Origin of the sequence: Kitasatospora sp. NPDC048540, from assembly GCF_040651175.1 — a bacterium.
Lineage (GTDB): Bacteria > Actinomycetota > Actinomycetes > Streptomycetales > Streptomycetaceae > Kitasatospora.
The window spans coordinates 1-26,696 of record NZ_JBEZIR010000125.1 but is presented as its reverse complement, the minus strand read 5'-3'; the positions used below and the strand labels follow the sequence as shown (position 1 = coordinate 26,696).

The 26,696-nt window shown below is 76.7% G+C and carries 25 protein-coding genes; 10 read left to right on the top strand and 15 right to left on the bottom strand.

Annotated features, from left to right (window positions below):
* Positions 1–194: 194 nt before the first annotated feature.
* A complete protein-coding gene (locus tag AB0D08_RS33210; RefSeq protein WP_033824474.1) occupies positions 195–758 on the bottom strand; it encodes a DoxX family protein in 564 nt (187 codons plus the stop codon).
* Between the two features lie 136 nt (positions 759–894).
* On the opposite strand from AB0D08_RS33210, the gene AB0D08_RS33205 reads away from it, so the two are divergent.
* On the top strand, positions 895–1,233 hold the full coding sequence (locus AB0D08_RS33205; RefSeq protein WP_051814005.1) for a barstar family protein: 339 nt from the start codon (positions 895–897) through the stop codon (positions 1,231–1,233).
* 76 nt (positions 1,234–1,309) lie between these two features.
* On the opposite strand, the gene AB0D08_RS33200 is transcribed toward AB0D08_RS33205, so the two are convergent.
* The 5 genes from AB0D08_RS33200 to AB0D08_RS33180 all read right to left on the bottom strand — a co-directional run bounded on the left by AB0D08_RS33200 (position 1,310) and on the right by AB0D08_RS33180 (position 8,658).
* Positions 1,310–4,150, bottom strand: coding sequence for an FtsX-like permease family protein (locus AB0D08_RS33200; RefSeq protein WP_359893974.1), 2,841 nt, complete (start codon positions 4,148–4,150; stop codon positions 1,310–1,312).
* Positions 4,147–4,893 carry an ABC transporter ATP-binding protein gene (locus AB0D08_RS33195; protein WP_051813638.1) on the bottom strand — a complete coding sequence of 249 codons (747 nt, stop codon included), beginning with the start codon at positions 4,891–4,893 and terminating at the stop codon, positions 4,147–4,149. Before AB0D08_RS33195 ends, AB0D08_RS33200 begins: the two co-directional genes overlap by 4 nt.
* Positions 4,894–5,204: 311 nt before the next feature.
* Complete coding sequence (gene eda / locus AB0D08_RS33190) at positions 5,205–5,816, bottom strand: bifunctional 4-hydroxy-2-oxoglutarate aldolase/2-dehydro-3-deoxy-phosphogluconate aldolase (protein WP_033823240.1); 612 nt, start codon at positions 5,814–5,816, stop codon at positions 5,205–5,207.
* Complete coding sequence (locus AB0D08_RS33185) at positions 5,813–7,405, bottom strand: D-aminoacylase (protein WP_359893972.1); 1,593 nt, start codon at positions 7,403–7,405, stop codon at positions 5,813–5,815. Before AB0D08_RS33185 ends, eda begins: the two co-directional genes overlap by 4 nt.
* Positions 7,405–8,658, bottom strand: coding sequence for an alanine racemase (locus tag AB0D08_RS33180; protein WP_359893971.1), 1,254 nt, complete (start codon positions 8,656–8,658; stop codon positions 7,405–7,407). The genes AB0D08_RS33185 and AB0D08_RS33180 overlap by 1 nt, the downstream gene beginning before the upstream one ends.
* A 122-nt stretch (positions 8,659–8,780) precedes the next feature.
* On the opposite strand from AB0D08_RS33180, the gene AB0D08_RS33175 reads away from it, so the two are divergent.
* The 3 genes from AB0D08_RS33175 to AB0D08_RS33165 are packed head-to-tail and all read left to right on the top strand — an operon-like array spanning position 8,781 to position 10,984.
* The gene (locus AB0D08_RS33175; RefSeq protein WP_359893969.1) at positions 8,781–9,803 is read left to right on the top strand and encodes a sugar kinase; all 1,023 of its coding nucleotides are present in this window, start codon (positions 8,781–8,783) and stop codon (positions 9,801–9,803) included.
* The gene (locus tag AB0D08_RS33170; RefSeq protein ID WP_051813636.1) at positions 9,800–10,552 is read left to right on the top strand and encodes an IclR family transcriptional regulator; all 753 of its coding nucleotides are present in this window, start codon (positions 9,800–9,802) and stop codon (positions 10,550–10,552) included. The genes AB0D08_RS33175 and AB0D08_RS33170 overlap by 4 nt, the downstream gene beginning before the upstream one ends.
* Positions 10,553–10,582: 30 nt before the next feature.
* A complete protein-coding gene (locus AB0D08_RS33165) occupies positions 10,583–10,984 on the top strand; it encodes a RidA family protein (RefSeq protein WP_359893968.1) in 402 nt (133 codons plus the stop codon).
* Positions 10,985–11,008: 24 nt separating this feature from the next.
* Here the strand turns inward: AB0D08_RS33165 and AB0D08_RS33160 are convergent, their stop codons facing one another.
* Complete coding sequence (locus AB0D08_RS33160; RefSeq protein WP_033823236.1) at positions 11,009–11,527, bottom strand: hypothetical protein; 519 nt, start codon at positions 11,525–11,527, stop codon at positions 11,009–11,011.
* A gap of 183 nt (positions 11,528–11,710) precedes the next feature.
* The gene (locus AB0D08_RS33155) at positions 11,711–12,148 is read right to left on the bottom strand and encodes an Lrp/AsnC family transcriptional regulator (RefSeq protein ID WP_199520432.1); all 438 of its coding nucleotides are present in this window, start codon (positions 12,146–12,148) and stop codon (positions 11,711–11,713) included.
* Between the two features lie 226 nt (positions 12,149–12,374).
* Here AB0D08_RS33155 and AB0D08_RS33150 point away from each other — a divergent pair, with 226 nt between their 5' ends.
* Both AB0D08_RS33150 and kynU read left to right on the top strand, forming a co-directional pair.
* Positions 12,375–13,205 (top strand): tryptophan 2,3-dioxygenase family protein, encoded by an 831-nt coding sequence (locus AB0D08_RS33150; RefSeq protein WP_033823234.1) that lies wholly within the window; start codon positions 12,375–12,377, stop codon positions 13,203–13,205.
* On the top strand, positions 13,202–14,428 hold the full coding sequence (gene kynU / locus AB0D08_RS33145; RefSeq protein WP_359893966.1) for a kynureninase: 1,227 nt from the start codon (positions 13,202–13,204) through the stop codon (positions 14,426–14,428). Before AB0D08_RS33150 ends, kynU begins: the two co-directional genes overlap by 4 nt.
* Here the strand turns inward: kynU and AB0D08_RS33140 are convergent.
* The 4 genes from AB0D08_RS33140 to AB0D08_RS33125 form a co-directional block, all read right to left on the bottom strand.
* On the bottom strand, positions 14,403–17,504 hold the full coding sequence (locus AB0D08_RS33140; RefSeq protein ID WP_359893965.1) for a TIR-like protein FxsC: 3,102 nt from the start codon (positions 17,502–17,504) through the stop codon (positions 14,403–14,405). The genes kynU and AB0D08_RS33140 overlap by 26 nt on opposite strands.
* Positions 17,494–18,501 carry a MoxR family ATPase gene (locus tag AB0D08_RS33135; RefSeq protein WP_033820708.1) on the bottom strand — a complete coding sequence of 336 codons (1,008 nt, stop codon included), beginning with the start codon at positions 18,499–18,501 and terminating at the stop codon, positions 17,494–17,496. The genes AB0D08_RS33140 and AB0D08_RS33135 overlap by 11 nt, the downstream gene beginning before the upstream one ends.
* An 83-nt stretch (positions 18,502–18,584) precedes the next feature.
* Positions 18,585–20,504, bottom strand: a complete 1,920-nt coding sequence (locus AB0D08_RS33130) for a trypsin-like peptidase domain-containing protein (protein WP_051812527.1) — start codon at positions 20,502–20,504, stop codon at positions 18,585–18,587.
* Between the two features lie 8 nt (positions 20,505–20,512).
* Complete coding sequence (locus AB0D08_RS33125; RefSeq protein ID WP_033820709.1) at positions 20,513–20,884, bottom strand: CU044_2847 family protein; 372 nt, start codon at positions 20,882–20,884, stop codon at positions 20,513–20,515.
* A gap of 158 nt (positions 20,885–21,042) precedes the next feature.
* Here AB0D08_RS33125 and AB0D08_RS33120 point away from each other — a divergent pair, with 158 nt between their 5' ends.
* Positions 21,043–21,555, top strand: coding sequence for a hypothetical protein (locus tag AB0D08_RS33120; protein ID WP_359893964.1), 513 nt, complete (start codon positions 21,043–21,045; stop codon positions 21,553–21,555).
* Positions 21,556–21,607: 52 nt separating this feature from the next.
* On the opposite strand, the gene AB0D08_RS33115 is transcribed toward AB0D08_RS33120, so the two are convergent.
* The gene (locus AB0D08_RS33115) at positions 21,608–23,032 is read right to left on the bottom strand and encodes a choice-of-anchor A family protein (protein ID WP_359893962.1); all 1,425 of its coding nucleotides are present in this window, start codon (positions 23,030–23,032) and stop codon (positions 21,608–21,610) included.
* A 179-nt stretch (positions 23,033–23,211) separates the two neighbouring features.
* Here AB0D08_RS33115 and AB0D08_RS33110 point away from each other — a divergent pair, with 179 nt between their 5' ends.
* The 3 genes from AB0D08_RS33110 to AB0D08_RS33100 all read left to right on the top strand — a co-directional run bounded on the left by AB0D08_RS33110 (position 23,212) and on the right by AB0D08_RS33100 (position 25,735).
* A complete protein-coding gene (locus AB0D08_RS33110; protein ID WP_033820713.1) occupies positions 23,212–23,907 on the top strand; it encodes a 4'-phosphopantetheinyl transferase superfamily protein in 696 nt (231 codons plus the stop codon).
* A gap of 119 nt (positions 23,908–24,026) precedes the next feature.
* Positions 24,027–24,512 carry a DUF2269 family protein gene (locus AB0D08_RS33105; protein WP_033820714.1) on the top strand — a complete coding sequence of 162 codons (486 nt, stop codon included), beginning with the start codon at positions 24,027–24,029 and terminating at the stop codon, positions 24,510–24,512.
* A 59-nt stretch (positions 24,513–24,571) separates the two neighbouring features.
* On the top strand, positions 24,572–25,735 hold the full coding sequence (locus tag AB0D08_RS33100; RefSeq protein WP_359893961.1) for a damage-control phosphatase ARMT1 family protein: 1,164 nt from the start codon (positions 24,572–24,574) through the stop codon (positions 25,733–25,735).
* A 261-nt stretch (positions 25,736–25,996) separates the two neighbouring features.
* Here AB0D08_RS33100 and AB0D08_RS33095 read toward each other — a convergent pair whose 3' ends face one another.
* Together AB0D08_RS33095 and AB0D08_RS33090 are read right to left on the bottom strand one after the other, a co-directional pair.
* Complete coding sequence (locus AB0D08_RS33095) at positions 25,997–26,230, bottom strand: DUF2277 domain-containing protein (protein WP_033820716.1); 234 nt, start codon at positions 26,228–26,230, stop codon at positions 25,997–25,999.
* A gap of 38 nt (positions 26,231–26,268) precedes the next feature.
* On the bottom strand, positions 26,269–26,664 hold the full coding sequence (locus tag AB0D08_RS33090; protein WP_359893959.1) for an Lrp/AsnC family transcriptional regulator: 396 nt from the start codon (positions 26,662–26,664) through the stop codon (positions 26,269–26,271).
* Positions 26,665–26,696: the final 32 nt, after the last annotated feature.

The window sequence follows — 26,696 nt, the reverse complement described above, 5'->3', positions numbered from 1 at the left end:
CCAACGCCGTCGCGCTGCTTGGCCAGGGCCCGGGCCTCGGCGAGCTTGCAGAACGCCAGGACCCTCGGGGCGGCGTGCCCGCGTCCCCGGGCGTACGCGGCCCGGCGGCCGCGCCGACGCGATCATGCCCAGTGGGAGGGCCCGGCTAACGGGGACCGCCGTGGCGGCCGCCGTCCGTGACCCCGGGCGGGCGGTCAGGAGAGTCCGGTGCCCGCCTGGTCGGCGGCCTCGTCGGCGGCCCGCGCCTCCCGCCGCCGGACCACGTCCTGACGGCGGGTCACCACCGCCACGGCGCCGAGCGCGGCGGCGGTGAAGGCGAGCACCCCGAGCCAGGGCCGGTCCACGGTGTGTCCGAGCGCGTGGTCCATCGAGTAGCGTCCGGCGCCCGCCACGCCCAGCGAGAGGCCGCAGGCGCCGAGCAGGGCGGGGTACTCGAAGCCGCCGCTGGTGACGAAGAAACCGGCCGGGGCGTGCACGGAGATCGCACCGGCCATGGTGCCGGCGACCACCGACCCGGCGACCGGGGTGGCGAGGCCCAGCACCAGCATCGCGCCGCCGCCGGCCTCGCCCAGCCCGGAGGCGATGGCGCTCTGCCGGCCGGGCTCGAAGCCCATGTGCTCCATGGCCTGGGCGGTGCCCTCCAGGCCGCCGCCGCCGAACCAGCCGAACAGCTTCTGCGTGCCGTGGGCGACGAGGACACCGCCGACGGCGGTGCGCAGGGCCAGCAGGCCGAGGTCCTTGCGGTACAGACTGGTCATGGTGACGCCCCTGGGTCCGGTGGCACGGCCGGCGCCGCGTCCGTCCTTCCCATCCCAGCCCAGCGGCCGGGGCCGCTCGACCCGGGACCGCCATTCGGGCTAATCCGTAGCCCGATCCGTCCGACCCTGGAGCGCCGTGCCCGACCACGCAACGACCCCGGCCCACCCCGGTGACCTGCCGGTCTACCGGCTGCCCGGCGCGGGCGTGACCGACCCGGCCGCGTTCTGGACCGCGCTCGGCCGCGCGGTCGGGGCGCCGGGCGGCTACTACGGCCGGAACCTGGACGCGCTCGCCGACTGCCTGCGCGGCGGCTACGGGCCGGTGCCGCCGTACGTCCTGGAGTGGGAGGACGCCCAGGTGGCCCGGCGGCGACTGGCCGGGTGGCCGGGGGCGGCGCGGGACGGGGGGCCGAGCTACTTCGAGGCGATCGTGGCGGTGCTGGAGGAGGGCGGGGTGACGGTCCTGCTCCGCTGAACGGAACCGGCCCGTCACCCCGCCCCCGAGGGCGCGTCCTGCGCGCCCTCGCGATCCCCCGGCTGCCCCGCCCCGGTCAGTCCGCCCGGCGGGCCATCGCGACCCGGGAGCGGGTGAGACCGGCGGCGAGCGCCCAGGAGAGCAGGGGCAGCCCGACCAGCACGGCGGCCAGGTAGGGCCACGGCAGCACCATCGGGTGGGTGCCGAGTTCGATACCGCCGGTGGGATCGACCGAGGCCACCGCGCCGGCGTTCTGCACCTGCTGGACGGCGGCGGCGGGCAGCAGACCGGCCGCCGTCCCGAGCACCGCGCCGACGGCGGCGATCAGGGCGCACTGCAGGCCGGAGAGCCTGCGCCGGATCCCGCTACCGGCGCCGACCGCCGCCAGGGTGGCGAGGTCGCGCTGGGAGTCCGAGGCCGCCAGGCCGGTGGCGATGCCGGCCGCGGCGAGGGCCACCACCGAGGCGGCCACCCCGAGCCCGAGCGCCACCACGTCGTCGTGGCCGCCCCGGTAGCCGCGCTCGACCCGCAGGTCGTTGCGGATGCCGTCGGCGGTGACCGCGGCGGCCGCCCGCTGTTCGGCGGCCGCGGACGGGGCCTGCGCGGGCCGCCACACCGAGCCCGCGGGGGCGAGGACGAAGCCGGCCCGCCGGGCCGCGTCCGGTGACAGCACGGCCCGGACCGAGGGCACCTCGGCCTTGGCCGCCACGGCCGGCAGGGTGAGCGTCGAGGCGGTGTTGCCCTCCGGTCCCGTGGCGCCGAAACGGGTGAGCGCCAGGGTCACCGATCCGTCCTTGACCAGGGCGGGGTCGAGGACCACCACCCGGCCCTCGGCCAGCGCGCCGGCCGCCTCGGGCGCGTCCGCGCCGAGCAGGTTGTGCAGGAGCGCGGCGTCGCCCGCGACCAGTTCGCCGAACTGCTGGGCGTCCGGGGCGACGGCCGGCCTGCACCGCGGGTCGGTCGCCAGCAGCCGCTCGGCGTTCTCGGTGGTGATCCGGGCGCCGTAGCTGTCGGCCGGCAGGCCGGACAGCGGCGGGCAGAGGTTCTCCGCTGGGGTGGTCAGGGCGATCCGGCCGCAGAAGCCGCCCGGGGTGCCGTCGCAGGCGCCGTAGCCGACCGTCTGCAGGTCGGCGCGCGGGCCGAGGCCGGGTACCGACCGCTCGACCGCGGCCCGCGGACCGGCCGGGTCGCCGGCCTGGACGCGCAGGGTGACGGCGCCGGACGGGGCCGACGGCGCGTACCCGGCGCGGTCCGCCGCCGCGGTGCCGGCCTGGAAGGTCAGCACCGCCACCGCGCCGGCCACCGCCGCCATCACGGCCGCGACGGCGGGCGCGGTGCGGCCGCGGTGGCGGCCGGCGTCGCGCAGCGCCAGCCGGGGGCCGAGCGGGAGCAGCCGGGCGAGCCGGCCGAGCCGTCCCACCAGGAACGGGACGCACAGCACCAGGCCGAGCTCGGCGAGCACCGAACCCGCCGCCACCACCCTGGTGCGGTAGCCGCTGCCGGCGCCGAGCAGCGCGAGCGCCGCGCCGGCCAGCACCGTCGCGGCACCGAGCAGGGTGAGCCAGCGGGCCGGCGGGCGGATGGTGCCGCGGTCGGCGAGGGAGGCGGCCACGTCCTGCCGGGCCGCCTGGACGGCCGGGACGACCGCCGCGAGGACGGCCGTCAGCAGGCCGATCGCGGTGATGCCGAGCAGGTCCGCGGGCTCGACCGCGAAGTGGCCGAAGCGGGCACCTGACCGGCTCTCCAGCCAGGGCCGGCCGAGGGCCACCGCGAGGGCGCCGAGTCCGGCGCCGGCCAGTGCGCCGACCCCGCCCAGCACCACGCCGCCGGCCAGCACCACACCGCGTACGTGCGAGCGCTCACCGCCGCCGGCCGCGATCAGGCCGAGCTGCCGGCGGGAGCGCCGGGCGCCGACCGCGAACGCCGGGCCGGCCAGCAGCACCATCTCCAGCAGGGCCATGCCGACCACGGTGGCGGCCACCGTGGACTTCTTGTCGGCGGCGAGCACGGCCTCGGTGTGGGAGCGGGAGCCGTCGCGGTACAGCGGGACCTCGCGGTCCGGCGGCGGGTCGGCCAGCACCGTGCGGGAGGCCACCGTGAAGCCGTACGCGTTGGCGTGCTGCACGTCCTGCCAGCCGAGGCCACCGCCACCGGGGACGGTGACCAGCCAGCCGTGGGCCGCCGGGTCGCCCGCCGTGGACCGCCCGGCGGCGTTCAGGACGGGTTCGAGCAGCCCGGACAGCTCGCCCGGCCGGCCGATCAGGCGGTCGACGCCCAGGTCGCCCGGGTACTCGACGGCGGCGGTGATCCGCAGCGGCTGGGCGGTCCCGGCCAGGGTGGTCTGCTGGCCGACCTTCAGCCCCGCGTGGTCCAGGAAGGCGGTGGTCGCCGCGACCTCGTGGCTGCCGGACGGCCAGGCGCCCTCGCGCAGGGTGGTGAGGCCACGGGCGGCGGGGGCGCCCAGGTCGACGCCGTAGGTCTGCACGGGCAGCTGCCCGTAGGCGGTGCTGGTGCCGACGTAGCCGGTGGGCGTCTCGACGGGCAGCAGGACGGCGCCGCGCGGGAGGGCCGCCTCGACCAGCCGCTCGAGGGGCTGGCCGGCCCGGGCAGCCTCCTCCTCGGTCGGGGTGGGTTTGGCGCCGCTCCTGGACAGCACCAGGACGTCACCGGCCGGGTCCGGCGACTGCTGGAGCCGCCAGCCGGGCTGCCGGGCCGCCACGTACGCGTCGGCGGAGCCCATCACCCGGGTCGCCTGTTCCTGCGGGGTCAGCCGGCCGCTGCGGGCGGTGATGTCGGCGGCGGTGACGCCGAGCACCGGGAGCGCGACCATGGCGATCACCAGGGCGCTGCGGCCCTTGGCCCGCAGGGCGTCGCGGCGGGCGATCCGCAGGGCGGCCCGCCAGGCGGAGAGCTTCACCGGGCACCGCCGTGGGCGCCGGGGACGGTGGGGCCGGTGGCCTCGGCGGGGTCGGTGATCCGGCCGTCGCGCAGCACGACCACCCGGTCCGCCCAGTTCGCGTGCCGGGGTTCGTGGGTGACCATGACGGTGGCGGCCCCGGCGGCGCAGCGGGAGCGCAGCACGGACAGGACGGCTTCGCCGGTGGCGGAGTCGAGGGCGCCGGTGGGTTCGTCGGCGAGGACCAGGCGGCGCTGGCCGATGAGTGCCCGGGCGATGGCCACCCGCTGCTGCTGGCCGCCGGACATCTCGTCCGGGAAGCGGTCGGCGAGTTCGGCGATGCCGAGTTCGTCGAGGGCGGCGAGCGCCTCGGTGCGGGCGGTCCGGCCCGGGGCGCCGTCGAGTTCGCGCGGGATGGCGACGTTCTCGGCGGCGGTCAGGGCGGGGATCAGGTTGAAGTCCTGGAAGACGTAGCCGACCGAGCGGCGGCGGACGGCGGCGACGGCGTTGCGCGAGAGCGACCCCAGCGGGCGGCCCTCGATCACCACCCGGCCGGAGGTGGCCCGGTCCAGGCCGCCGGCGAGGGCGAGCAGGGTGGACTTGCCGGAGCCGCTGGGGCCCATCACCGCGACGAACTCGCCGGGGCGGACGGCCAGGTCGACGCCGCTGAGCGCGTGGACCCGGGCCGCGCCGCGGCCGTGCACCCGGGACACCTCCTGCAGGTGCAGGACGGCGCCCCCGGGTTCCCTGTGCTGTGTCGTCACTCTTCGGTTCTCCTCGCGTACGGGTGCTGTGCGCGGCCGCCCCCTCGGTGCCTGCCGCGCCGCCGGGTGGCCCCGGCGCTGGCGCATACCGAGTATGTATACCCGGTATGCTCATGGGCGGCAAGGTCGACAGCGGCGGAGCCGAACACCCCGCCGGCCGGAGCGCGGCCGGGCAGTCGTGGCCGAACCATCCCGACCGGGGGCGGACCCGCCGCGGTGCGGGCCGGGACGGCCCCGGCGCCGAGCTGCCGCACGACAACGGCGCTCACCCCGCCGGGGCCCACCGCGCGCCCGGAACCCGGGCCACGGGCTCAGTGAAGGGCGGCGGTGAAGGTGCGGGCGCGGTCGGTGATCTCCCGCCAGCGGCCCGCGGCGACCAGCGCCGGCGTCACCACCTCGCTGCCCGCGCACACCGCGAGCGCACCGGCCGCCAGGAACTCGGCGGCGTTGGCGGCACTCACCCCGCCGGAGGCGATCAACGGCGTGCCGGGGAACGGGCCGTGCAGGTCCCGCAGGTAGCCGGGCCCGAACGCGCGGGCGGGGAAGATCTTGACCGCGGCCGCGCCCAGGTCGACCGCGGCCGCGACCTCGGTGGGCGTCAGCGCGCCCATGATCACCGGCACCGTGCTCACCGCCGCCACCTCGGGCCGCAGCCCCGGCGTCACCAGGTACTCGGCGCCCGCGTCGACGGCCTGCCCGGCCGCGGCGGCGGTGAGCACCGTGCCCACCCCGATCCGGCAGCCGGTGCCGGCCGCCGTCGCCCGGCGCAGGTGCGCCGTGACGCCCGGCGTGGTGAAGGTGAACTCCACCCAGCGGATACCGCCCTCGGCGAGGGCGGCGCACAGCGCGGCGGCGTCGGGGATCGCCGGGGCGCGGACCACGGCTATCACGCGGTCCGCGGCGAGCGGACGAAGGACGGTCATCGGGTCTCTCCGGTGGTTCGGCGGCGCAGGGTGCGGCCCGGCAGGGCGCCGGTCGGACGGGAGTCGTCGATCACGGCGGTGCCGTTGACGAACACGTACGGGAGGCCGGCCGCGGGCCGCCGCGGTGCCTCGAAGGTGGCGGTGTCACGGACCGTCAGCGGATCGAACAGCACCAGGTCGGCGGCGTACCCCCGGCGGATCAGCCCGCGCCGGTGCAGACCGAGCCGGCGGGCCGGCCGGCCGGTCATCCTGGCCACCGCCCCCTCCAGCGTGAGCACGCCCAACTCGCGGGCGTAGTGGCCGAGGTAGCGCGGGAAGGTGCCCCAGGCCCGGGGGTGCGGGCGGGCGCCGGTGAGCAGCCCGTCGCTGCCCGCGGTGTGCACCCGGTGCCGCATGATGGCGCGGACGTTCGGTTCGTGGCCGACGTGCTGGAGGATGGTGGTACCCAGCCGGTCGGCCACCAGCAGGTCGAGGAAGGCCTCGGTCGCACCGCCGTCGCCGGCCAGCTCGGCGACGGTGCGTCCGACCCGGTCGGCCAGGCGCGGGTCGCGCACCCCCGAGATCTGGACGGTGGCCCAGTCGGCGACCACCCCGTGGCAGCCGTCGCTGCCGGACTCCTCCATGTCGACCCGGATCCGCGCCCGGGCGGCCGGGTCGGCCAGCCGTTCCAGGGTGCGGTCCGGACCGCCCTCGGTGGACCAGGAGGGCAGCAGCGCGGCCAGCGTGGTGGAGCCCGGCAGGTACGGGTAGCTGTCCATGCTGATGTCCAGGCCGTCGGCCAGTGCGGCGTCCACCAGCGCCAGGAACTCCTCGGCGCGGCCCGCGTTGACGCCGAAGTTCATGGTGGCGTGGGTGAGGTGGAGCGGGGCGCCGCTGCGCCGGGAGACCTCGATCATCTCGGCGTAGGCGGCCAGCGCCCCGGCGCCGTACGAGCGGGTGTGCGGGCAGTGGTAGCCGCCGTACGCGGCCACCACCCGGCACAGCTCGGTGAGTTCGGCGGTCGGGGCGTACATGCCGGGGGTGTAGGTGAGTCCGCTGGACAGGCCGACCGCGCCCTCGCGCAGGCTCTGGGCGAGCAGCGTCCGCATCCGGGCGAGCTCCGCCGCGGTGGCGGGCCGGTCCTCCCAGCCGACGGCCAGGGCGCGCAGGGTGCCGTGCGGGACCAGGTAGCAGGCGTTGGCGGCGAGGCCGGAGGCGTCCAGGCGGTCCAGGTACTGGCCGACGGTGCGCCAGTCCCAGGCGAGGCCGTCCGGATCGCCGTTCCAGCCGGCGAGTTGGCGGCGCAGCCGGTCCAGGGTGTCGTCGTCCACCGGTGCGTAGGACAGGCCGTCCTGGCCGAGCACCTCCGAGGTGACGCCCTGGCCGACCTTGGCGAGGTGCGCCGGCTCGGTGAGGACGGCCAGGTCGGAGTGGGCGTGCATGTCGATGAAGCCGGGGGCCAGCACCAGTCCGTCGGCGTCGATGGTGCGGGCGGCGGGGGCGCCGTCGGGTTCGGTGATCACGCCGCCGGTGACGGCGAGGTCGGCGCGGCGGCGCCCGGCTCCGGTGCCGTCGATGATCCAGGCACCCCGGATCAGCAGGTCCGGCATCAGAAGAAGGTCCTCACCAGGTCCACCACGCGCGGGACTTCGGCGTCGGCGGAGTCGAGCACCGGGATCAGGGTCCACTTGTCGAAGGCGGTGCACGGGTGCGAGATGCCGAGCCGCACGACGTCGCCGATCCGCACGTCGGCGTCGCGCAGGAACGCGTGCTGGTCGTTGAGCGCGCTGACGGCGCCGGTCAGCGGGCCCCGGCCGCGCACCAGTTGGGGCTTCGGCAGGCCCAGGTCGTACGGCAGGTCACGGCGGCCGCCGTCCAGCAGGGCGAGGGCGGGCTCGGGCCGGGAGACCACCCGGGCCCAGCCGTGCAGGGCGGCCCGGAAGGGTTCGGAGTCCGGGGTCCGGCCGAACGGCGAGATGCCGCGGTAGAAGCCGTCGTCGTGGGCGGCGTACGCGCCGGAGCGCAGCACCACCCGGGTGCGCGGCCCGGCCAGCGGCGCGAGGTGGTCCGCGACAGTGTCGAAGAAGGCGCTGCCGCCGGCCGTGACCCAGACCTCCTCGGTCTCGTACCGGCCGGTCAGCTCGTGGTGCAGCTCCGCGAGGTGCGCCAGGTAGCGGATGACGGTGGCGACCGAGTCGTCCGAGCCGTCCGGGCCGAGCGGTCCCTCGTAGCCGCTGACGCCGGCCAGCCGCAGGCCGGGCGAGGCGAGCACGGCGTCGGCCACCTCGACGGCCTCGGCGACGGTGCGGGCGCCGGTCCGGCCGCCGCGGGCACCGAGTTCGACGCAGACGTCGACCGGGGCCGGGGCGCCGCGCAGCGCCCGGTCCATCAGGGCGACGGAGTCGGTGGAGTCGACCCAGCAGGCGAACCGGAACTCCGGGTCGGCGGCCAGTTCACCGGCCAGCCAGCGCAGGCCGGCCGGGTCGAGCAGGGAGTTGGCCAGGTGGATCCGGCGCAGGCCGAAGGCGCGGCCGACGCGCAGCTGCGGCAGGTTGGCCAGGGTGATCGCGACGGCCCCGGCGTCGAGGTGGCGCTGCCACAGCGCGGGGGCCATCGAGGTCTTGCCGTGCGGGGCGAGCTCCACCCCGGCGCGTTCGCACCAGCCCGCCATGGTGCGCAGGTTGTGGTCGAGGGCGCCCGAGTCGAGGGTGACCAGCGGGGTGCCGAGGTCGTCCAGGGTCGGGCCGGTGGCCAGGTACTCGGCGACGGTGCGGCCCGCGGCGGCGGCCGGCACGGCCTTGAACCGCCAGTCCAGCCGCTCCTCGGCGAGCGCCGCCACCCTGGCGCGGTCGATGGACGCCACCGGGGCCACCCCTTCTCTGTTGCGTTTTCCGCAACGGTCGTTGCACAGCTTGTGGACGTGATCTAACCTCAGGTCCAGACCACTGGTCAACGACCCCGCCCCCGCCCGTCTGGAGCCGCCCGGTGACCACCCCCGCCGCCGTCTGTCTCGGTGAGTCGATGGCCGTGCTGATGCCGGAACGGACCGGCCCGCTGGAGGACGCCGAGACCTTCCGGCGCGGCTTCGGCGGCGCGGAGTCCAACGTCGCCTGCGCCCTGGCCGCGCTCGGCGTCGGCGCCGCCTGGATCAGCCGGGTCGGCGCGGACGGCCTCGGCCGCAGCCTGGTGGCCCGGATCGCCGCGCACGGCGTCGACACCTCGGCGGTGTCCGTCGACCCCGACCGCCCCACCGGCCTCTACCTCAAGGAGACCGGCGCGGGCGACGGGCACCCGTACGACCTGGGCGCCGGCCGCAGCCGCCTGCACTACTACCGGCGCGGCTCGGCCGCCTCCGCGATGGGCCCCGAGGTGCTGGCCGACCCGGTGGCCGCGCCGCTGCTGGACGGCGCCCGGCTGATCCACCTGACCGGCATCACCCCCGCGCTCTCCGACAGCTGCCACCGGCTGGTGCGCTCACTGCTGGCGGTACCGGGCCGCCGGATCAGCTTCGACCTGAACTGGCGGCCCGCCCTGTGGGCCGGCCGGGACCGGCAGGCGCTGCGGTTCCTGATGAACGGCTCGCAGATCGTGCTGCTGGGCGCCGACGAGGCCCGCGAGGTGCTCGGCACCGACGACCCGGAGGCCCTGCGCAGGCTGCTGCCGCGGCCCGAGGTGCTGGTGCTCAAGGACGACGGCCACCGCTCGACCGCCATCGCGCCGGACGGCTCCGCCCTCGCCGAACCCGCCCTGCGGGTCGAGGTGGTGGAGCCGACCGGCGCCGGGGACGGCTTCGCCGCCGGCTACCTGGCGGGCGTCCTGCGCGGCCTGCCCGAACGCGGCCGGCTGCGGCTCGGGCACCTGACCGCGGCCGCGGCGCTGACCCACCGGCGCGACCTAGCCGTCCCGCCGCCGCCGGAGACGGTCGAGCGGCTGCTGGCCGCGGACGAGGCCGGCTGGGCCGCCGTCCGGGTGGACGCGGCCGGCTTCCACCCGGGCGGCGCCCGGTGAGCAGCACGACGGTCGCCCGCGCGATGCGCCTGCTGGCCGAACTCGCCGAGGGCGAACGGACCCTGGAGCAGCTGGCGGCCGTCCTGGACGCGCACAAGAGCACCGCGCTGCGGCTGCTGCGGCCGATGGAGGAGGCCCGGGTGGTGCAGCGCGACGCCGCCCACCGCTACCGGCTGGGCCCGCAGCTGTTCGCGCTGGCCGGCCAGGCGCTGGAGCAGCGCGGGGTGCGGACGGTGGCCGCCGGCCACCTGCGCGAGCTGAACGCGGCCACCGGCCAGACCGTGCACCTGGCCGCCTACGAGGGCGGCGAGGTGGTCTACATCGACAAGTACGACTCCCGGCACCCGGTGCGGATGTACTCGCGGATCGGGCTGCGGGCCGCGCTGCACTGCGCCGCGGTGTCCAAGGTGCTGCTGGCCGGGCTCCCCTTGGCCGAGCGGCGCAGGGTGGTGGCGGGGATCGAGCTGACGCCGTTCACCGCGAACACCCTGACCACGCCCGAGGCGCTGCTGGCCGAACTGGACCGGGTGGCCGAGCGGGGCTGGGCCCGGGACCGGGCCGAGCACGAGTCGTTCATCAACTGCGTGGCCGCACCCGTCCGGGACGCCACCGGCCGGGTGGTCGCGGCCGCCTCGCTGTCGGTGCCGGACGTGCTGCTGCCGTACGAGGGGGTGCTGGCGCTGCTGCCGCAGCTGCTGGCCACCGCCGCCGCCATCTCCGCCGACTGCGGCCACCGGGCCGCCGGCTGACCGACCGACCGACCGACAGGAGCGATGCAGATGAAGACCGAGGTCCGTACCGACGGCGCGCCCGCCCCCGCCTGGGTGTTCTCCCAGGGCGTCCGCACGGGGCCGCTGCTGCAGGTCTCCGGGCAGGGCCCGCAGGACCCGGCCACCTCCGCGTACCTGTACCCGGGGGACGTGAAGGCGCAGACCCTGCGGACCCTGGAGAACGTCCGGGCGGTACTGGAGGCGGGCGGCGCGACCGTCGAGGACGTGCTGATGTTCCGGGTCTACCTGACCAAGCGGGAGGACTTCGACCCGATGAACGAGGTGTACGGCGAGTTCATCGCGCGTCACCTGCCCGAGGGCGGGGTGAAGCCCTGCCGCACCACCGTCTTCGTGGAACTGCCGCACGAGGCGATGCTGGTGGAGATCGACGCCCAGGCGTACATCGGCTGAGCGGCCTGCGGGCGGGCCCGGCCGTCAGCCGCAGAGGCCGTCGACGTACTCCTCGAAGCCGGGGAACTCGGCCTGCGCGGCGGCGACGATCTCCGCCGCGGGACGCCGGGCACCGGGCGCGTGGCGTTCGGCGATCGCGGCCAGCGCGGGCATCGGGTGCTCCGGCCGGTCCGGGTACTCGACCGCCTCCAGCGGGCCGAGCCCGGCGGCCAGCAGCCACAGCAGGTCGGCCAGCGAACCGGCCGCCACCCCCGCCTCGCCCTCGGAGCCGAGGAAGACCACCGGCTGCTCGGCCACCGGCCGGCCCGGGCGCACCAGCCAGAAGGCGGCGTAGCCGCCGGTGCCGTCCTGGCCGAACACCCGGAACGCGGCGGCGTCGGCCTCGGGGTTCCCGGTCCAGGACAGCAGCCAGTCGGCGGTCTCCTCGGCCGCCAGGAAGGCGTCGAACGGCTCGTAGTCGATGCCGTCCTCGGCGTAGTCGAAGGCGGACCCGGCCACCTCGGCCAGGGCTGCGGGGAGGGTGCGGTCGTCGGTGATCGTCATGGCGGCAGGGTAGGGCCTGTCCCACCGTTCGCGTCGGATCAGCGCGCGGCGGTGGGCGCCCGGCCGGGCGGGCCGGCGAAACGCCCACGTACTGGGTCGGACCTGGGCGATTCGGCGGTGCGTCCGAGCCGGGGGCGCCGCCCGGGCGGAGCTCCGGGGGCGGAGCGTGCGGGGACGGGCCGCTCAGCCCGGGGCGATCAGCGGGCGCCAGGGCACCGGGCTGGAGAGGATCATCGAGCTGGCCGGCTGGCCGTAGCCGGCCAGCCGGTCGATCAGCCGCTCGAAGGCGGCCATGTCGGCGACCCCGATCAGCAGGGTGCAGCAGGCGCCGCCGGTCACCCGGTGCAGTTGGAGGACCTCGGGCCAGTCCGGCACCGCCGGGTCCCGCAGCAGGCAGCGCGGGCCGTAGCACTGGATCGACACCAGGGCCATCACGGCCACCCCGGCCCGGGCCGGGTCGATGTGCGCGTGGTACCCGGCGATCACCCCGTCGGCCTCCAGTCGGCGGACCCGTTCGGCGACGGCCGGCGCGGAGAGGTTCACCCGGCGGGAGAGCTCGTTGTAGGACAGGCGGGCATCGGCCTGCAGTTCGGCCAGCAGCAGGCGGTCCACGGCGTCCATCACGGCTCCCTCCGGTCGGCGGGCACCGGCTCCGCCCGCCGGCGGTTGCGGTTCGCAGAGTCCGGCTTTGCGTTCGGAAGGCCGAACCGGGCGAACGGCTTTCGTCCGCAAGGCTGACAGCCGCATCGGATGCCCGTCGCCCATTCAAGAGCAGCGCGCGCCGCCGCACAATAGGTGCCACCCCGCCGGTAGGCGGGCGATCCCAGGCGCTCCAGGAGGAACCGGTATGAATGGGGACGCCGCAGACCGGCCGAACCTCTCCTTCCGCGACGGGGAGGAGCCGGGCACCGGCACCCCGTACGCCCGCTACGTCCACCTCGACACGCTGCACAGCCTCCAGCAGCCGCGCAGCAAGGTGCCGGCCGAGCTGTCGTTCATCATCACCACCCAGGTGATGGAGCTGCTCTTCGACCTGCTGCAGCACGAGTGGACCTCCGCCCAGCACGCGCTGCGCGAGGACGATCTGACCGCCGCGCTCGCCGCCCTGGGGCGCGGCGCCCACGTCCAGGACGTGCTGGTCTCCTCCTGGGACCTGCTGGCCACCATGACCCCGGCCGAGTTCAACGGCTTCCGCTCGGTGCTCGGCGAGGCCTCCGGCTTCCAGTCCTCCGCCTTCCTGCGGCTGGAGTTCCTGCTCGGCAACAAGAGCGAGTCGCTGCTGCGGATGTACGAGCAGTCCCCGGCCACCCACGCCGACCTCGCCGCCGCGCTGCACGCCCCCAGCCTGTACGACGACGCGCTGGCGCTGCTGGACCGGCGCGGCGTCGCGGCGCCGCACCGGCCCGTCCCCGCCCGCCACCGGCCCAGCGAGCAGGTCGAGCAGGCCTGGCATACCGTCTACTCGGACCCGGAGCTGGCCGAGCTGGCCCGGCTCGGCGAGGCCCTGCTGGACACCGCCGAGCGGGTCACCCGCTGGCGGCAGCGGCACTACGCCGCGGTCAAGCGCTCGATGGGCGCCAAGCCCGGCACCGGCGGTTCCAGCGGCCTGAACTGGCTGAAGCAGTCCGCCGACCAGGACGTCTTCCCCGAGCTGTGGAACGTGAGGAACGCCCTGTGACCGCCACCCGCGCCGACTGCGCCGCGCTGGACGCCGCCGACCCGCTGGCCCACCTGCGCGAGGAGTTCGCGCTGCCCGCCGGTGTGCTCTACCTGGACGGCAACTCGCTGGGCGCGCTGCCCCGCGGCACCTCGGACCGGATCCGCCGGATGGTCGAGCTGGAGTGGGGCGAGGGCCTGATCCGCAGCTGGAACGACGCCGGCTGGTACCAGCTGCCGCAGGGCCTCGGCGAGCGGATCGCACCGCTGGTCGGTGCCGCGCCCGGGCAGCTGGTGGTCTGCGACTCCACCTCGGTCAACCTGTTCAAGGTGCTCGGCGCGGCCCTGCGGCTGCGTCCCGGCCGCACCGCCGTGCTCGCCGAGCACGGCGCCTTCCCGACCGACCTGTACATCACCGAGGGCGCGACCGCCCTGTTCGACGGCGTGGAGCCGCTCCTGCTGCCGACCGCCGCCGACCTCGGCCGGCTGCTCGACGAGCAGGTCGCGGCCGTGGTGCTGTCGCACGTCGACTACCGAACCGGCGAACTGCTGGACATGGCCGCGATCACCGAACAGGTGCACCGCGCCGGGGCCCTGATGATCTGGGACCTGTGCCACAGCGCCGGCGCCCTGCCGGTCGCCCTGGACGACTGCGGGGTCGACTTCGCCGTCGGCTGCACCTACAAGTACCTCAACGGCGGCCCCGGCGCGCCCGCCTTCCTGTACGCCGCCGAACGCCACCAGGCCGACGCCCGGCAGCCGCTCAGCGGCTGGTTCGGGCACGCCCGGCCGTTCGCCTTCGAGCCCGGCTACGCCCCCGTCGACGGCGTGCGGCGCTTCCTGACCGGCACGCCCCCGCTGCTCGGGATGGGCGCCCTGGAGGCCAGCCTGGACGTCTGGGAGAAGGCCGACCTGCACGCCGTACGGGCCAAGAGCCTCGCGCTGAGCGGCCTGTTCCTCGACCTGGTGGCGCCGCTCGGCCTGCCGTCCGTCACCCCGGCCGAGGACGCCCGCCGCGGCAGCCAGGTCTCGCTGCGGCACCCGGACGGCTACGCCGTGATGCAGGCGCTGATCGCGCGCGGGGTGATCGGCGACTTCCGCGCGCCCGACCTGCTGCGGTTCGGCTTCACCCCGCTCTACCTCTCGTACACCGACGTCTTCGACGCCGCCCGGCACCTCGCCGAGGTGCTGGACAGCGGCGAGTGGCGCGAGGAGCGCTTCAGCCGGCGGGGGGCGGTGACGTAGCGAAGGCGTTCTCCAGCGTCTCCCAGGACAGCGGCCGGGCGGCCGGGATCCGGGTCTCGTGCGCGACCTGGACGATCCGTACCGCCAGCCGGTGCACCGTCAGCTCGTAGCGGCCCCGGGACCGGCCGGTGCGCATCAGCCCGTACAGGCCGCCGCCCAGCGGGTCCGGCCCCGGGCCGACGTGCTCCAGGCCGAGCCGCCGGGCCGGCTCCGGCAGCAGCGCCGGCTCGGTCGGCAGCCACTGCACCGGCACGATCCCGCTCGACCAGCCGGCCGCCGCCCTCGGCGCGCGCTCGGCCCGCCGGGCGAAGCCGTACCACTCCCGGCCGCAGCGGTCGTCGGCGAAGTACTGCGGCGAGTACAGCGGGACGAAGACCCGGCAGCCCGCCAGCGCCTCGGTGATCTGCCAGCGGGCCCAGCTGTCCAGCTCCGAACCGCGGTCGGCGAACCCCGCCGGGACCGCCGTCGGCAGGTCGGTGAGCTGCAGCACCTCCTCGCTCAGGTCGTCGAACAGCTGCTCCACCCAGCGCCCGGCCGCCGGGCCGCGCGCGTAGCTCAGGAAGAAGTACGGCCGCGGGACCTCCAGCGGCTGCACCTCGCGCCACCGGCCGCCGCCGTGCGAGGGCCGCACCGCGGCCGGCCCGAGACCCAGCGGCAGCGCCGCGTTGCGCGACAGCGGGAAGGTCCGCCCGCCGTCCGGCTCCCGGACCCCGAACGACGGCGCGGGCTGCTCGAACAGCGCCAGCGAGATCACCTGACTGGCCGTCAACTCCCGTGGCAGCGCGGGGTCGCCCTGCCGCAGTGCGGCGGCCAGGCAGCCCGCCACCGAGCGCTCGGCCGGATCCCGCACCCCCATCACCAGGTGCCCGTCCAGCTGCACCGCCGGGGCGGGCGGCGCCTCCGCCGACGGCTCGGCCGAGCCGTCCAGGATCAGCAGCCGCTTGGCGGCCGCCGCACCCGCCACCACCGCCGCCACCGCCTGCCAGCCCACCGCGGGCACCCGCTCCCCGGCGGGGGTCGCCGGCTCGGTCCCCGGCAGCGGCGCCGGACCGCCGAGGTGGACGATCAGCGCGTCCTCGGCCTCCTGGGCGGCCCGGCGCAGCGCCCGCAGGAAACCCTCCGGGTCGTCCTCGCCGAGCCAGATGTGCCGCCGGTCCAGCCCCACCAGGTACGGATCGGCCAACGCCTCCGCCAGCCCGGCCAGTTCGCGCAGGGCCCGGTACTCGTCGGGGGTGCGCGGCTCACCCGGGTCCTGCCGGGCCGTGGTGAGCAGCAGCACCGCCCGGGAGCGCTCCGGGTCGGGCAGCCCCTCGGCGGCCGGTGCCGCGGCCGGGGGCTGCGGGGTGCCCGGGCGGTGGGCGGCGCCCGGGGTCCGCCCGGCCGGCTGCCCGGGACCGGACGTGCGGTCCCGGTCCTGGCCGCGGTCCTGGCCCTGGGTCCGGCCGTCGGCCCCGGCCCGGTCGAAGGGCCGGAACTCGGCGCGGCCCCGGGCCCCGAGCAGGTCCAGCGCGTCCGGGTCGACCAGCGCGAACGGGCGCTGTTCCAGCAGTGCCGCCATGCCGCCGCGGTCGGTGGGGGCCAGCGCCGGGAACGGACTGCGGGCGGCGCCGCGGCCGGAGGCGTCGGCCAGCTCGCCGCCGATCCTGGTCAGCAGTTCGACGGCCTGGTGCGCCAGCGAACGCGGCACGGTACCCAGCAGGACGTCCCGCACCCCGGCCCGGAAGTCGTAGTAGCCCTGGCGTCCGGTGTGCTCCCGCAGCAGCCCGCTGACCACGATCTCGGCCAGGTGCTGCGGCTGCGGGCGGGCGAACCCGGCCCGCTGGAGCAGCCGCATCACCGGCAGCGCCGGGGTGGTCAGCGCGGTCAGCCCGGCCAGCGCGAAGGCCTCCCGGGAGGCGGTGGAACGGAACCGCAGCACCAGTTCCTCGGCGGTCAGCTCCTCCGGCTCCGGACCCGCGCCGCCCTCGGCGCCGCACCGGTCGGCGCCGACCAGCAGCGCCGCGCCGAAGACCCGTCCGCCGGTCGGACTGCCCACCAGCTGGGCCCAGTTGGCCAGCCAGTTGGCCGAGGGTTCCAGCACCGGCAGGGCGACCGTGCCGGGCGGCCGGGCTGCGGCGGCCGGGGCGAAGCCGTACCCGGCGGCCGGCTGGCCGGCCTCCGATGCGGTGAACTCCCCGGCGGCGGCCGGTACCGCCGCCAGCGGCCACAGCCGCTCGGGCAGCGGCTGCACCACGGCGACCGGCACCCGGCGGGCCAGGCCCAGCATGGTGCGGTGCCAGCGGTCGCCCGCCGCGCCGGGCCGCCACTGCGGGCCCATACAGTCGCTCAGCACCAGCACGGCGCTGCGGCCGTCGGTCGGCCGGCACTCGGTCAGGGCGCCGTCGGCGCCGAGCCGGGCGGTCTCCACCGTCCGGAAGGCGCCGGTCTGCTGGAGCACGCCGCGCAGTTCGCGGGCGAGCGGACGCCACATCGCCATGGTCGGGCCGCAGTCCAGGACCAGGTGGACGTCGAGCCAGCGCTCGGTGTCCGGGCGCAGCACCGGCAGCCAGCGCAGCCCGCTGCCCTCGCGCGGTGCGGCGGCATCACGCGGCGCGGCCGGCCCGCGGGGCCGTTCCGGGGAGCGCAGTGCCTCGGCGAGCCGGTCGGCGGTGGCGGCCTCGTCCAGCAGGCGGCGCCGGGGGTGCGCGACCCGGCGCTTGAGCGGGCGCAGCGCGCGCTGCAGCATCAGCGGACGGGCCAGCATCGGGGGGCTGGCGGCGGAGACCGGGGCGGCGTCGGTCAGCCCGTCGGCCGGGTCGAGGGAGGGCAGGTGCAGGGCGGTGCGGGCCGGTCCCGGCTCCTTGCCGCCGCCCGCGGTCCAGCCCGCGCCGCCGGCGCCGGCGCCGCCGGGCCCGTCCGGGTCCCGCCCGTCCTCGCCGGGCGGGGCGGCCGGTTCCGGCTCGGCGTCGGCGCCGGCCTCGGCGCCGCGGGCGGCCAGCCAGAGCAGCTCGGCCAGTTCGACCGGGCCGGGTTCGCCCAGCCCGAGGCCGGTGAGCAGGGCGGCCAGCCGGTCGAGGCCGCCGGTCTCAGAAGACATCGTCGTCCCGGCCGCGGCTGAGGTAGGGCATCACCTGGGCGGCGAGCGCCGCCCGGTCGGCGGCGTCGGCCAGTTCGGGCCGGCTGGTCAGGTAGATGGCGTTCAGCAGCTGGTCGGTGGCCAGTTCGCCCTCCTCCCGGCGGGACAGGAAGACCTGCACCAGCTCGTCCACCAACTCGGCGTCCGCCTCGGGCAGGTGGGACTTGACGATGGCCTCCAGTTCGGGGCCCTGCGGCCGGCGCAGTTCCAGCACCACGCAGCGGCGCAGGAACGCGGCCGGGAACTCCCGTTCGGCGTTGCTGGTCAGCACGGTGAACGGGAAGGCCCGGCAGCGGACCCGGCCGCCGCGGATCGGCGCCCGGGTGCCGCCGTCGGCCGTCAGCACCCGGGCCTCGGGCTGCTGCGGGGCGGCGCGGACCAGTTCGTCGATCTCGTACTGGCCCTCCTCCAGGACGTGCAGCAGGTCGTTGGGCAGGTCCAGGTCGCCCTTGTCGATCTCGTCGATGAGCAGCACCCGGGGGCGGCCGTACGGCAGCAGGGCGGTGCCCAGCGGGCCGAGCCGCAGGTGTTCGTCCAGGTCGGAGGAGCGGGCGTCCGGGCCGGCCTGGTTGGCGGCGTAGAGCCGGGACAGCGGGTCGTACTGGTAGAGGCCGTCGCGCAGGCTGGAGCGGCTGGTGACGTTCCAGCGCAGCACCGGGCCGAGCCCCAGCTCCCGGGCGACCGCGTACGGCAGGCTGGACTTGCCGCCGCCGGGCGGGCCGGTGACCAGCAGCGGGCGGCGCAGGTGCAGGGCGGCGTTGACCAGTTCGACGGTCTCCCGGGTGGGGCGGAAGGTCTGGGCCCGGTGGCCGACCGGGGTCGGTCCGGCCCCGTCGGGTCCGGCGGGCCGGTCGAGCACGGGGCCGCCGTCGAAGGCCCGCCAGGGCGGCGGGGCGGGCAACTCGGCGATGCCGTCGTGGGGTTCGGCGGCGCCTCGGTAGATCCGCTTCAACGGCATGGGCCTGTGCTCCTGGTCGGTCTCGCGTCGCCGGTGGGCGCTGAACGGGGTGCGGTCGGGGCTCGGGGACTTCTCGCGGCCGGTCACGGGTCGGTGCCGCGCAGCGGTGGTGCGGTCGGGACGGTACGGAACGGACGGGCCGGGCTCGGCACGATCTGCGGGTCCTCCCAGAGCAGCACCAGGTCGGCCGCCCAGTGCCCCCGAGGATCGTCACTCTCCTCCACCCGGTGCCGCAACTCCTTGACCCGGCGCGGGAGATCGGCAGGCCCGAGATCGACCAGTTCGGCCGCCAGTCTGGCCAGGAACTGCTCTCCGCGGCAGCTGCGGGCCGGTGCGTGCTCGGTGGGGCACGGGCACCGGGCCCAGAGCACCGCGGGGGCGCCGGCCTTGAGTGCCGCGGCCAGCAGCCGGTCGTAGGGGGCGCCGCGCGGCGGGCCGGGGAAGGCGGGCAGCTCGGGGCGCTCGGGCGGGCGCAGCTGGTGGTACAGCTTCTTGTGGTCCGGCGGGTCGGCGCAGGCCAGGGCGTGCAGCCGGGTGGTCCGGTGGTCCCGTAACGCGGCCCACTTGCGCTCCAGTTGGAGCCGGTCGGCGGGGTCGGCGCGGCGCTGCTCGTCGACCACGACGACCGCGTGGTCGGCGCCGAGCGGGCCGTAGTCGGTGTCCCTGGCCCAGGTGTGGACGGGCTCGGTGAGCAGCCGGCGGGGCAGGGCGAAGACCACCAGTTCGGCGCCGTCGGTCTCCAGCAGGCCGAGCTCGTGGTCGATGCGTTCCCGGACGAACCGGCGGATGCCGGGGCCGAGCCGCAGCGCGGCCCGGCTGTGCGGGTCGACCGTCCGGCCGGCCCGGACGGCGGAGACGGTCACGTGGAACAACGCCCGGCCGGCCCCGCTCGGGCTGATCTCGACCAGGATCGGGCGCCAGCGCTCGCCGCCCGGCGCCGCCGGGGCCGCGGGCGGCGCGGCAAGGGACCCCGCGGCAAGGGACCCCGCGGCGGGGGCTCCTGCGGCGGGGGATCCCGGGGCGGCGGGCGGCGGTTGGGCGGGGTCGTCGTCGGCGAGCGCCCAGTCGGCCAGCCAGCCCCGCAGGTCGGTGCCGAGCCGGATGGCCCCCGCAGCTTCGGCGGCCTCGGCGGTGCGGCTCACGAAGGCGACCGCCGGGTGGGCCCGGCCGGGCGGCGCCAGGGTCTCGGTCAGCAGGTACCAGCAGGCCTCCCAGAGGGTGGCGGGCCGGGTCGGCGGTTCCTGGCAGCCGAGCGGGCCGACGGCCGAGCGGTACAGCTCCAGCGGATCGGCCGGAGGTGCGGCACCGACCAGCAGCAGCCTCAACTCCCGTACGGCCAGCGGTGGCAGTGGCAGCTGCGGCAGGCGGTCGGCGAGCTGCGGCACATAGCCGGCGATCACCTCGCCGGGCAGCATCCGGCCGAGCCGGACCGCCGGACGGCCGCGGTCGCCGGGGCTGCGCGGGATGCCGAGGGTGTCCTGGGCGGCGGTCACCATCCCGACCACCTCGCCGGTGTCGGCGATCACCACCGGTCCGCCGCTGAACCCGGGCGAGAGCGGCATCCCGGTGCCCTCGTGCTCCAGTTGGAGCTGCTCGCCGCCGATCCGGAAGCCGCCCCTGGTGAGGCGGACCTCGCTGCTGAGCCCGCTGTCGTGGCCGACCGGGAAGCCGTACGCGGCGAGGGCGGCGCCCTGCCAGGCCCAGCGGTGCGGCGGGGCGAAGACCGCGGGTCCGGCCACCTCCGGCGGCACCGGGCGGTCCAGCAGCAGCACGGCCACGTCACCGCCGCCGGCCGGACGCCCGGGCCAGGGGCCGCGCAGCACCACGGTGGCGGACAGCGCGGGGTGGTCGGGGCGGTTGACCAGGCGGACGGTGGCCCGCCGGGCGCCGTGCACCACGTGGGCGCAGGTGAGCACCTCCCGCTCGGAGATCAGCATGCCCGCCCCGACGCTGGGGGCGGCCGCCTCCGTGTCGATCCGGACCAGCCAGCGGACCTCCTGCATCGGCGGGCTCAGGGCCGGTCCGGGCTGCCCGGACGGTCGCCTCCCCAGGAGAGTCTGACGGTCAGGTGGGCCTCGCCGCCGGTGCGGGCTATCAGGGCGCCGGCCTCGGCGGTCAGTTTCACGCCGAACTCGATCTCCACCCCGTCGGGCCGGAGCGTGCCGTCCCGGAACACCGCGAGTGCGGCCGCGGCGGCGGCCCTGACCCCGTCCAGCGCCTGCTCGAACCCGGCCCGGGCGTGCCGGACCTGCCCGTCCACGCCCCGGCCGACCGGCTCCATGCCGTAGGGGGCGCCGTACGAATCCGGGTGGCCGTCGGCGGCGGCGGTCTCGACGCGGACCACGGCGCCCTCGTCGGTCAGGAACTCGATGCAGTCCGGCACGGCGCGCCCCCGGGGAGGTTGTGGTGGCCCGATCTGGTCTGTGGCGATCGTTGCACAGCCTGCACGCACCACGCAGCAGTCAAACCTGATCCGGATGTGAGCTGTCTCCCCGTCAATTCACGCGACACACAAGCAGAATCATGCATATCGTCGGCACCATGGGACCTTTGGAGCCGAACTACGCCGAACTCGCCTTCGGACTCGTGGTGTTCTTCCTGATCTTCGCCATGCTCGCCAAGGTGATCCTCCCCCGGGCCGAACGAATACTCGCCGAGCGGCGGGACGCCACCGAGGGCCGGCAGGAACGCGCCGAGGCGCTGCGGGCCGAGGCCGACGCGACGCTGGCCGCGCTGCGCGCGGAGATCGGCGCCGCCCAGCACGAGGCCGCCCGGATCCGCCAGGAGGCCACCGACGAGGGTGCCGCGCTGATCGCCGCGATCCGGGCCGGGGGGCAGCGCGAGCGCGCCGAACTGGTCACCTCCGCGCGCGCCTCGATCGCCCTCGACCGGGAGCTGGCCGAGATCGAGCTGCGGGCCGGGCTCGGCGAGCTCGCCGTGGAGCTGGCCGGCCGGGTGGTCGGCGAACCGCTCGCCGCCTTCGCCGCGGAGCGGGAGAGCGTCGAGCGGTTCCTCGCCGAGCAGGACGGCGCCGCCCGGCCGCAGCGTCACTGACCGCCGCCCTGCTGCCCGGCCGGCGGCCGGGCAGCAGGGGGCGCAGACCGGATCAGCCGTGCCGGCCGCGGCGCCGCCGCCGGGACAGGTGGAACGCGGTGCCGCCGGCCGCCAGCAGGCTGCCCGCCGCCACCCCGACCGGCAGCAGCGGCCCGCTGCCGGTGGACGGCAGCGGCTCGCCCGAGTGGGTACCGGTCGGGGAGTACGGGTGCGTGGAGCCGCTCGGGTGCGGGTGGCCGGAGGAGTGGCTCGGCTCGGGCGTGTCCGAGCCGGAGGCCGTCGGGGACGGCGTCGGGCTGGGCGTGGGCGTCGGTGTGGGCGTCGGACTGCCGGAGTCGGAGGCGCTGGCCGAGGTGGTTGGCGGGGTGGTGGCGCAGTCGGGCAGGTCGCCGTTGAACGGGTAGTTGTGGATCTCGACACCGGTCGAGGCCGAGGTGTGCACCAGACTGCCCGCCAGGTACACCCGGCCGTCCAGACCGGGGGTCGACACGGTGGTGGTGCCGGCCGGGTTGCCGCCGAGCACCGAGCCCTGGAACTGCGCACCGCCGGCGATCCGCGCGGTGGTGGCGTTCGGGAAGTTCCACAGCAGCTTCGGGCCGAGGTCGGTGACCGGGTCCCCGGGGTTGCCCGAACCGGTGTTGGTGCTGACCAGCGCGTCGTCGGCGAGCAGGTTGACGATCACGGTGGCGCCCGCCGGGATGCCCTTGAACACCAGATCGGCGGCCTGCGCGGTGGTGCCGATGGAGTCCGTCACGGTGAAGACCTGCCGGGCGCTCGTGCCGTCGCCGGTGAAGGTGACGGTGGGCCCGGCCGTGGCCACGGTGCCGGTGGCCGTCGCGGCGCCCGCGCACTTCGACAGGTCGGCGATGGTGGTGCGCAGCGACGCGTACTTGTCCCCGGCCGCGGCGTCCTGGATCTGCTGTCCGGGCGGGGTCAGCACGACGCTGCCCGACGTGGTGCCCCGGTGACGGACGTTGCCCCAGGCGGTGGCGGGGGACAGATCGCTCCCGCCGATCAGCAGGCTGCTGGTGGCGGCGACGGTCAGGTTGCCGCCGGTGGTGACGTGGTCGCTGCCGTCCGGCGGGGGCACCCGGGAACCGACCCCGGCCACGCCCATGTTGTAGACCCCGCCGCCGGTCTTGTCGATGGTGATGTCGCCGAGCACCACGACCTGGCCCTCGGCCTCCGCCGCCCGGCCGGTCGCGGTGAACGTCCCCCCGGCGAAGACGCTGATCGAGGCGTCCCGGCCGGCGAAGTTCCCGTTGTGCGCGGGCCGCGGGAACGGGTTCGGGCACTGCGCGCCGGTGCACGCGCCGAGCGGCGGCGGCAGCGGCGCGGCACTGATCAGCGCGGCCACCCCGAACAGCGGCGCGGTCAGCCCGGTGACCACCGCCGCGCGGCGCAGCGCCGTACGGCGCGGCCGGGCGGTGGGCGGGGCGGCCGGCGGGGCAGCGGGCGTGCGGGTCCGTGGTCGCACGGAGGTCTCCAATCCGGTCGGGGAACGGGTATTCGACTGCCACCCAAAGGCCGCCGCTCCCCCGCCCACGGCTGCCACGCCCCGCCGCCGCCCCGATTCATCCGCCCGGCCCCGCCGACCGCCGCGGCCGGCCGGCGGGTAGGTTGGTGACGGCCGACAACGGCCAGGGGAGGAACGGCATGCCGAACGGAACCGACGGCCAGTCACCACTCGCGATCGTCGCCACCACCGCCGAGGTGCTCGGGCACCCGGACGCCAGCCGCCAACTGCTGAACCCGATCGAACGCGAGCGGGCCGACCGCTTCCGCCGGGAGTCGACCCGGCGCGACTTCATCGCCGCGCACATCCTGGTCCGGCTGTGCGCCGCCCGGCAGCTCGGCCTGCGGCCCGCCGAGCTCGCCCTGGAGCAGGTCTGCCCGGGCTGCGGGCTGTCCGGCCACGGCCGCCCCGTCCTCACCGACCGGCCCGGCTTCTGGCTCAGCCTCTCGCACACCGCGGGGGTGGTCGCGGCGGCCGCCGGCTGGGCGCCGGTCGGCGTCGACGTGGAGGTGCTGGACCGGCCGCAGCCCGATCCGGCGCTGCTCGCCCGGGTGCTCACCGACGCCGAACAGGCCCAGGTCGCCGGGCATCCCGACCCCTCGTACGCGTTCCTGCGGCAGTGGGTGCGCAAGGAGGCGATGGTCAAGATCGGCCGGGCCGACCTCGACACGCTGGCCTCGCTGGACCTCTCCGCGCTGCCCCCCGGGCGGCCGGGCGGCCCGGCCGACGCCGTCCACACCTTCGGGGACCTGCACGTCCTCGACCGGGACGACCGGCTGCGCGGGGCACTGGCGGCGGTCGTCAGCACCGTGCCGGTGGTGGTCGGGACGGCCTGAGCCGGGCCGCTCCCCCGCCCACCGGGCGCCGGATAAGCGGGTGTTAGCGTGCTGGCGGCCCTCCCGGGGCCCGGCCGTAGCTCTGCGGCACACCCTTTGCGCGTAAGGATCCCCGCACCATGGCCAAGCTCCTGCTGAGCCTGCACGTCCTGGCCTCGGTCCTGTTCATCGGCCCGGTGGCGGTGGCGGTGAGCATGTTCCCGCGCCGCGCCAAGGAGGCGCTGGCCGCCGGCCCCGACCGGGCGGCGTCCGGGGCCTCGGTCCGGCTGCTGCACCGGATCACCCAGGTCTACGCGCTGCTCGGGATCGCCGTACCGGTCCTGGGAGTGGGCACCGCGCAGGTGATGGGCATCATCGGCGAGCCCTGGCTGATCGTCTCGATCGTGCTGACCGCGCTGTCGGCGGGCACCCTGCTGCTGTCCGTGGTGCCCGGCCAGCAGGCCACCGTGGACGCGCTGGACGCGGGCGAGGCGGCCGGGGAGGAGCTCGGCCGGGCCGAGCGCGCCCTGCGGCTGCTCCCGATGACGGCCGGGGTGTTCAACCTGCTGTGGGCCGTGGTGGTGGTCATGATGGTGATCCGCCCCGGCTCCACCACCGGCGCGTAGCACCACCGCCCGGGGCCTTCCGCGCGGGCTCGGTGGCCGACCAGCGAAGGGACCGATCCGTGCCGGACGCCCCCGTGATCCGCCTCGACGAGCCCGGCTCGTTCGCCCGGGACGTCTTCCACCGGCGCCACCCGGTACTGATCCGGCAGGTGCTGGACGCACTGCCGTACGGGCCCGCGGAGCGCGCGGCCCTGGAACGGCTGCTCGCCGAGAGCACCACCGGCGTGCTGGAGCCGCCCGGGCCCGGTGCGCCGGACCGCGCCGAGTGGCTGACCTGGGGTCAGGGGCTCTGGGGCACCCGGTGGGAGAGCGCGCCGTTCCTGTGGGCGGAGAGCTGGTTCTACCGGCGGCTGCTGGACGCCACCGGCTTCACCGGCCCCGGCGCCCGGCAGGGCGTCGACCCGTTCGGTCCGCTCAAGGCGGCCGAGCTGGCCGGGCCGGCGGTGGACGAGGAGCTCGCCGCACTGGACCGGCTGCCCGGGCTGCCGGAGGCGCAGCGGCGGGCGGCGCTGCTGTCCTCGGCGCTGTGGGGCAACCGGGCGGACCTGAGTTTCGGGCTGACCGCGGCGCCGGACGGCGGGCGGGGCGAGCTGCTCGCCGACGACGGCGCCCTGCTGTGGCAGTGGCTCGAGCGGCATCCGGGCGGCCGGGTCTGCCTGCTGGCCGACAACGCCGGCCGGGAGCTGCTGCCGGACCTGGTACTGGCGGACCACCTGCTGGCGGCCGGACCGGCCGCCGCGGTCGACCTGTTCGTGAAACCGCAGCCCTGGTTCGTCTCGGACGCCACCGCCGCCGACGTGTTCGCGGCCCTCGCCCGGCTGCGCGAGGCCCCCGGGGAGCAGGCGGCGGCCGTCGGCGGGCGGCTGTGGCGGGCGGTCGGCGACGGCAGGCTGGCCGTGCGCACGCACCCGTTCCTGTGCGCGCCCCTGCCGTTCCACGACCTGCCCGGTGATCTGCGGGCGCGGCTCGCGGGCGCCTCGCTGACGATCGTCAAGGGCGACCTGAACTACCGCCGGCTGGTGGGTGACCGGCGCTGGCCGCCGACCACGCCGTTCGCGCGGGCCGCCGGGCATTTCCCGTCCGCCGTCGCGGCCCTGCGGACGCTGAAGTCCGAGGTGGTGGTCGGCCTCGACGGGGCCCGGGTGGCCGAGCTGGACCGCGGCGGCGAGGCCTGGCGCACCGGCGGCGGGTACGCGGTCGTCCAGTTCCGGCCGCAGGGCTGAAGCCCGGCGTGGGGACCGCCCATCGGGCGCCACTGTTGCACATATCTTGCAACTGCAATCTCTATGCCCCAGCATGGTGGCAGCGGGGCCGCCGGGTCGGCCACCGGACGGCTCTCCCCAGCGGGGCGCCCGTCCTTCCTGACCGATGATCGTCTTCCCAGCCGGCGCCCGCCGGGACGCAGCCGCCGGCCCCGCGCACCGCCTGCTCCGCGGTACGGGCAGGGCCTTCCGCTCCCGACAGCGGCACCGCTCCGGCGGGCGCTACCCCGCCGCCTGCCGGGCGTCGGCGGCGCCGCGGACCTCCAGCCCGTCGAGCAGCCGCGCGGTGGCCTCGGCGACGGCCTCGACGGCCTCGTCGAAGACCGCCCGGTTGTGGGCGGCCGGAGCGCGGAAGCCCGAGATCTTGCGGACGTACTGGAGGGCGGCGGCGCGGATGTCCTCGTCGGTGACGTCGAGCGCCATCGGCGGCCTGAGGGTCTTGATGCTTCGGCACATGCCTCCAGTCTGCCGCGCCCGGCGCCGGCCGGGGCGGGTCACGGCAGGCTCGGCAGCACCACGCCGGCCCGCTTCACCGCCCGCGCCACGATCGCCGTCTCCACCCGGTTGACGCCCAGCGGTCCGAGCGTCCCGGTCAGGAACCGGTACAGGCCCTGGTGGTCGGCGCAGAACACCGTCGCCATCAGGTTGGCCGGGCCGCTGGTGGCGAGCACGCCGTGCACCTGGGGGTGGGCCGCCAGCTCCTCCCCGACCGCGGCCAGCCGCCCGGGCGGCACGTCCAGCCACAGGTTGGCGTCGACCGCCATGCCCAGCAGCCGCGGGTCCACGGTGGCGTGGGTGCGCAGTCGGCCGGCCGCGGCCAGCCGGTGCAGCCGGCTCCGCACCGTGGACTCGGGCGCGCCCGCGGCGGCGATCAGCCGGTGCCGCGACACCGAGCCAGAGCATGGCTCCGAAAAACAGGCCG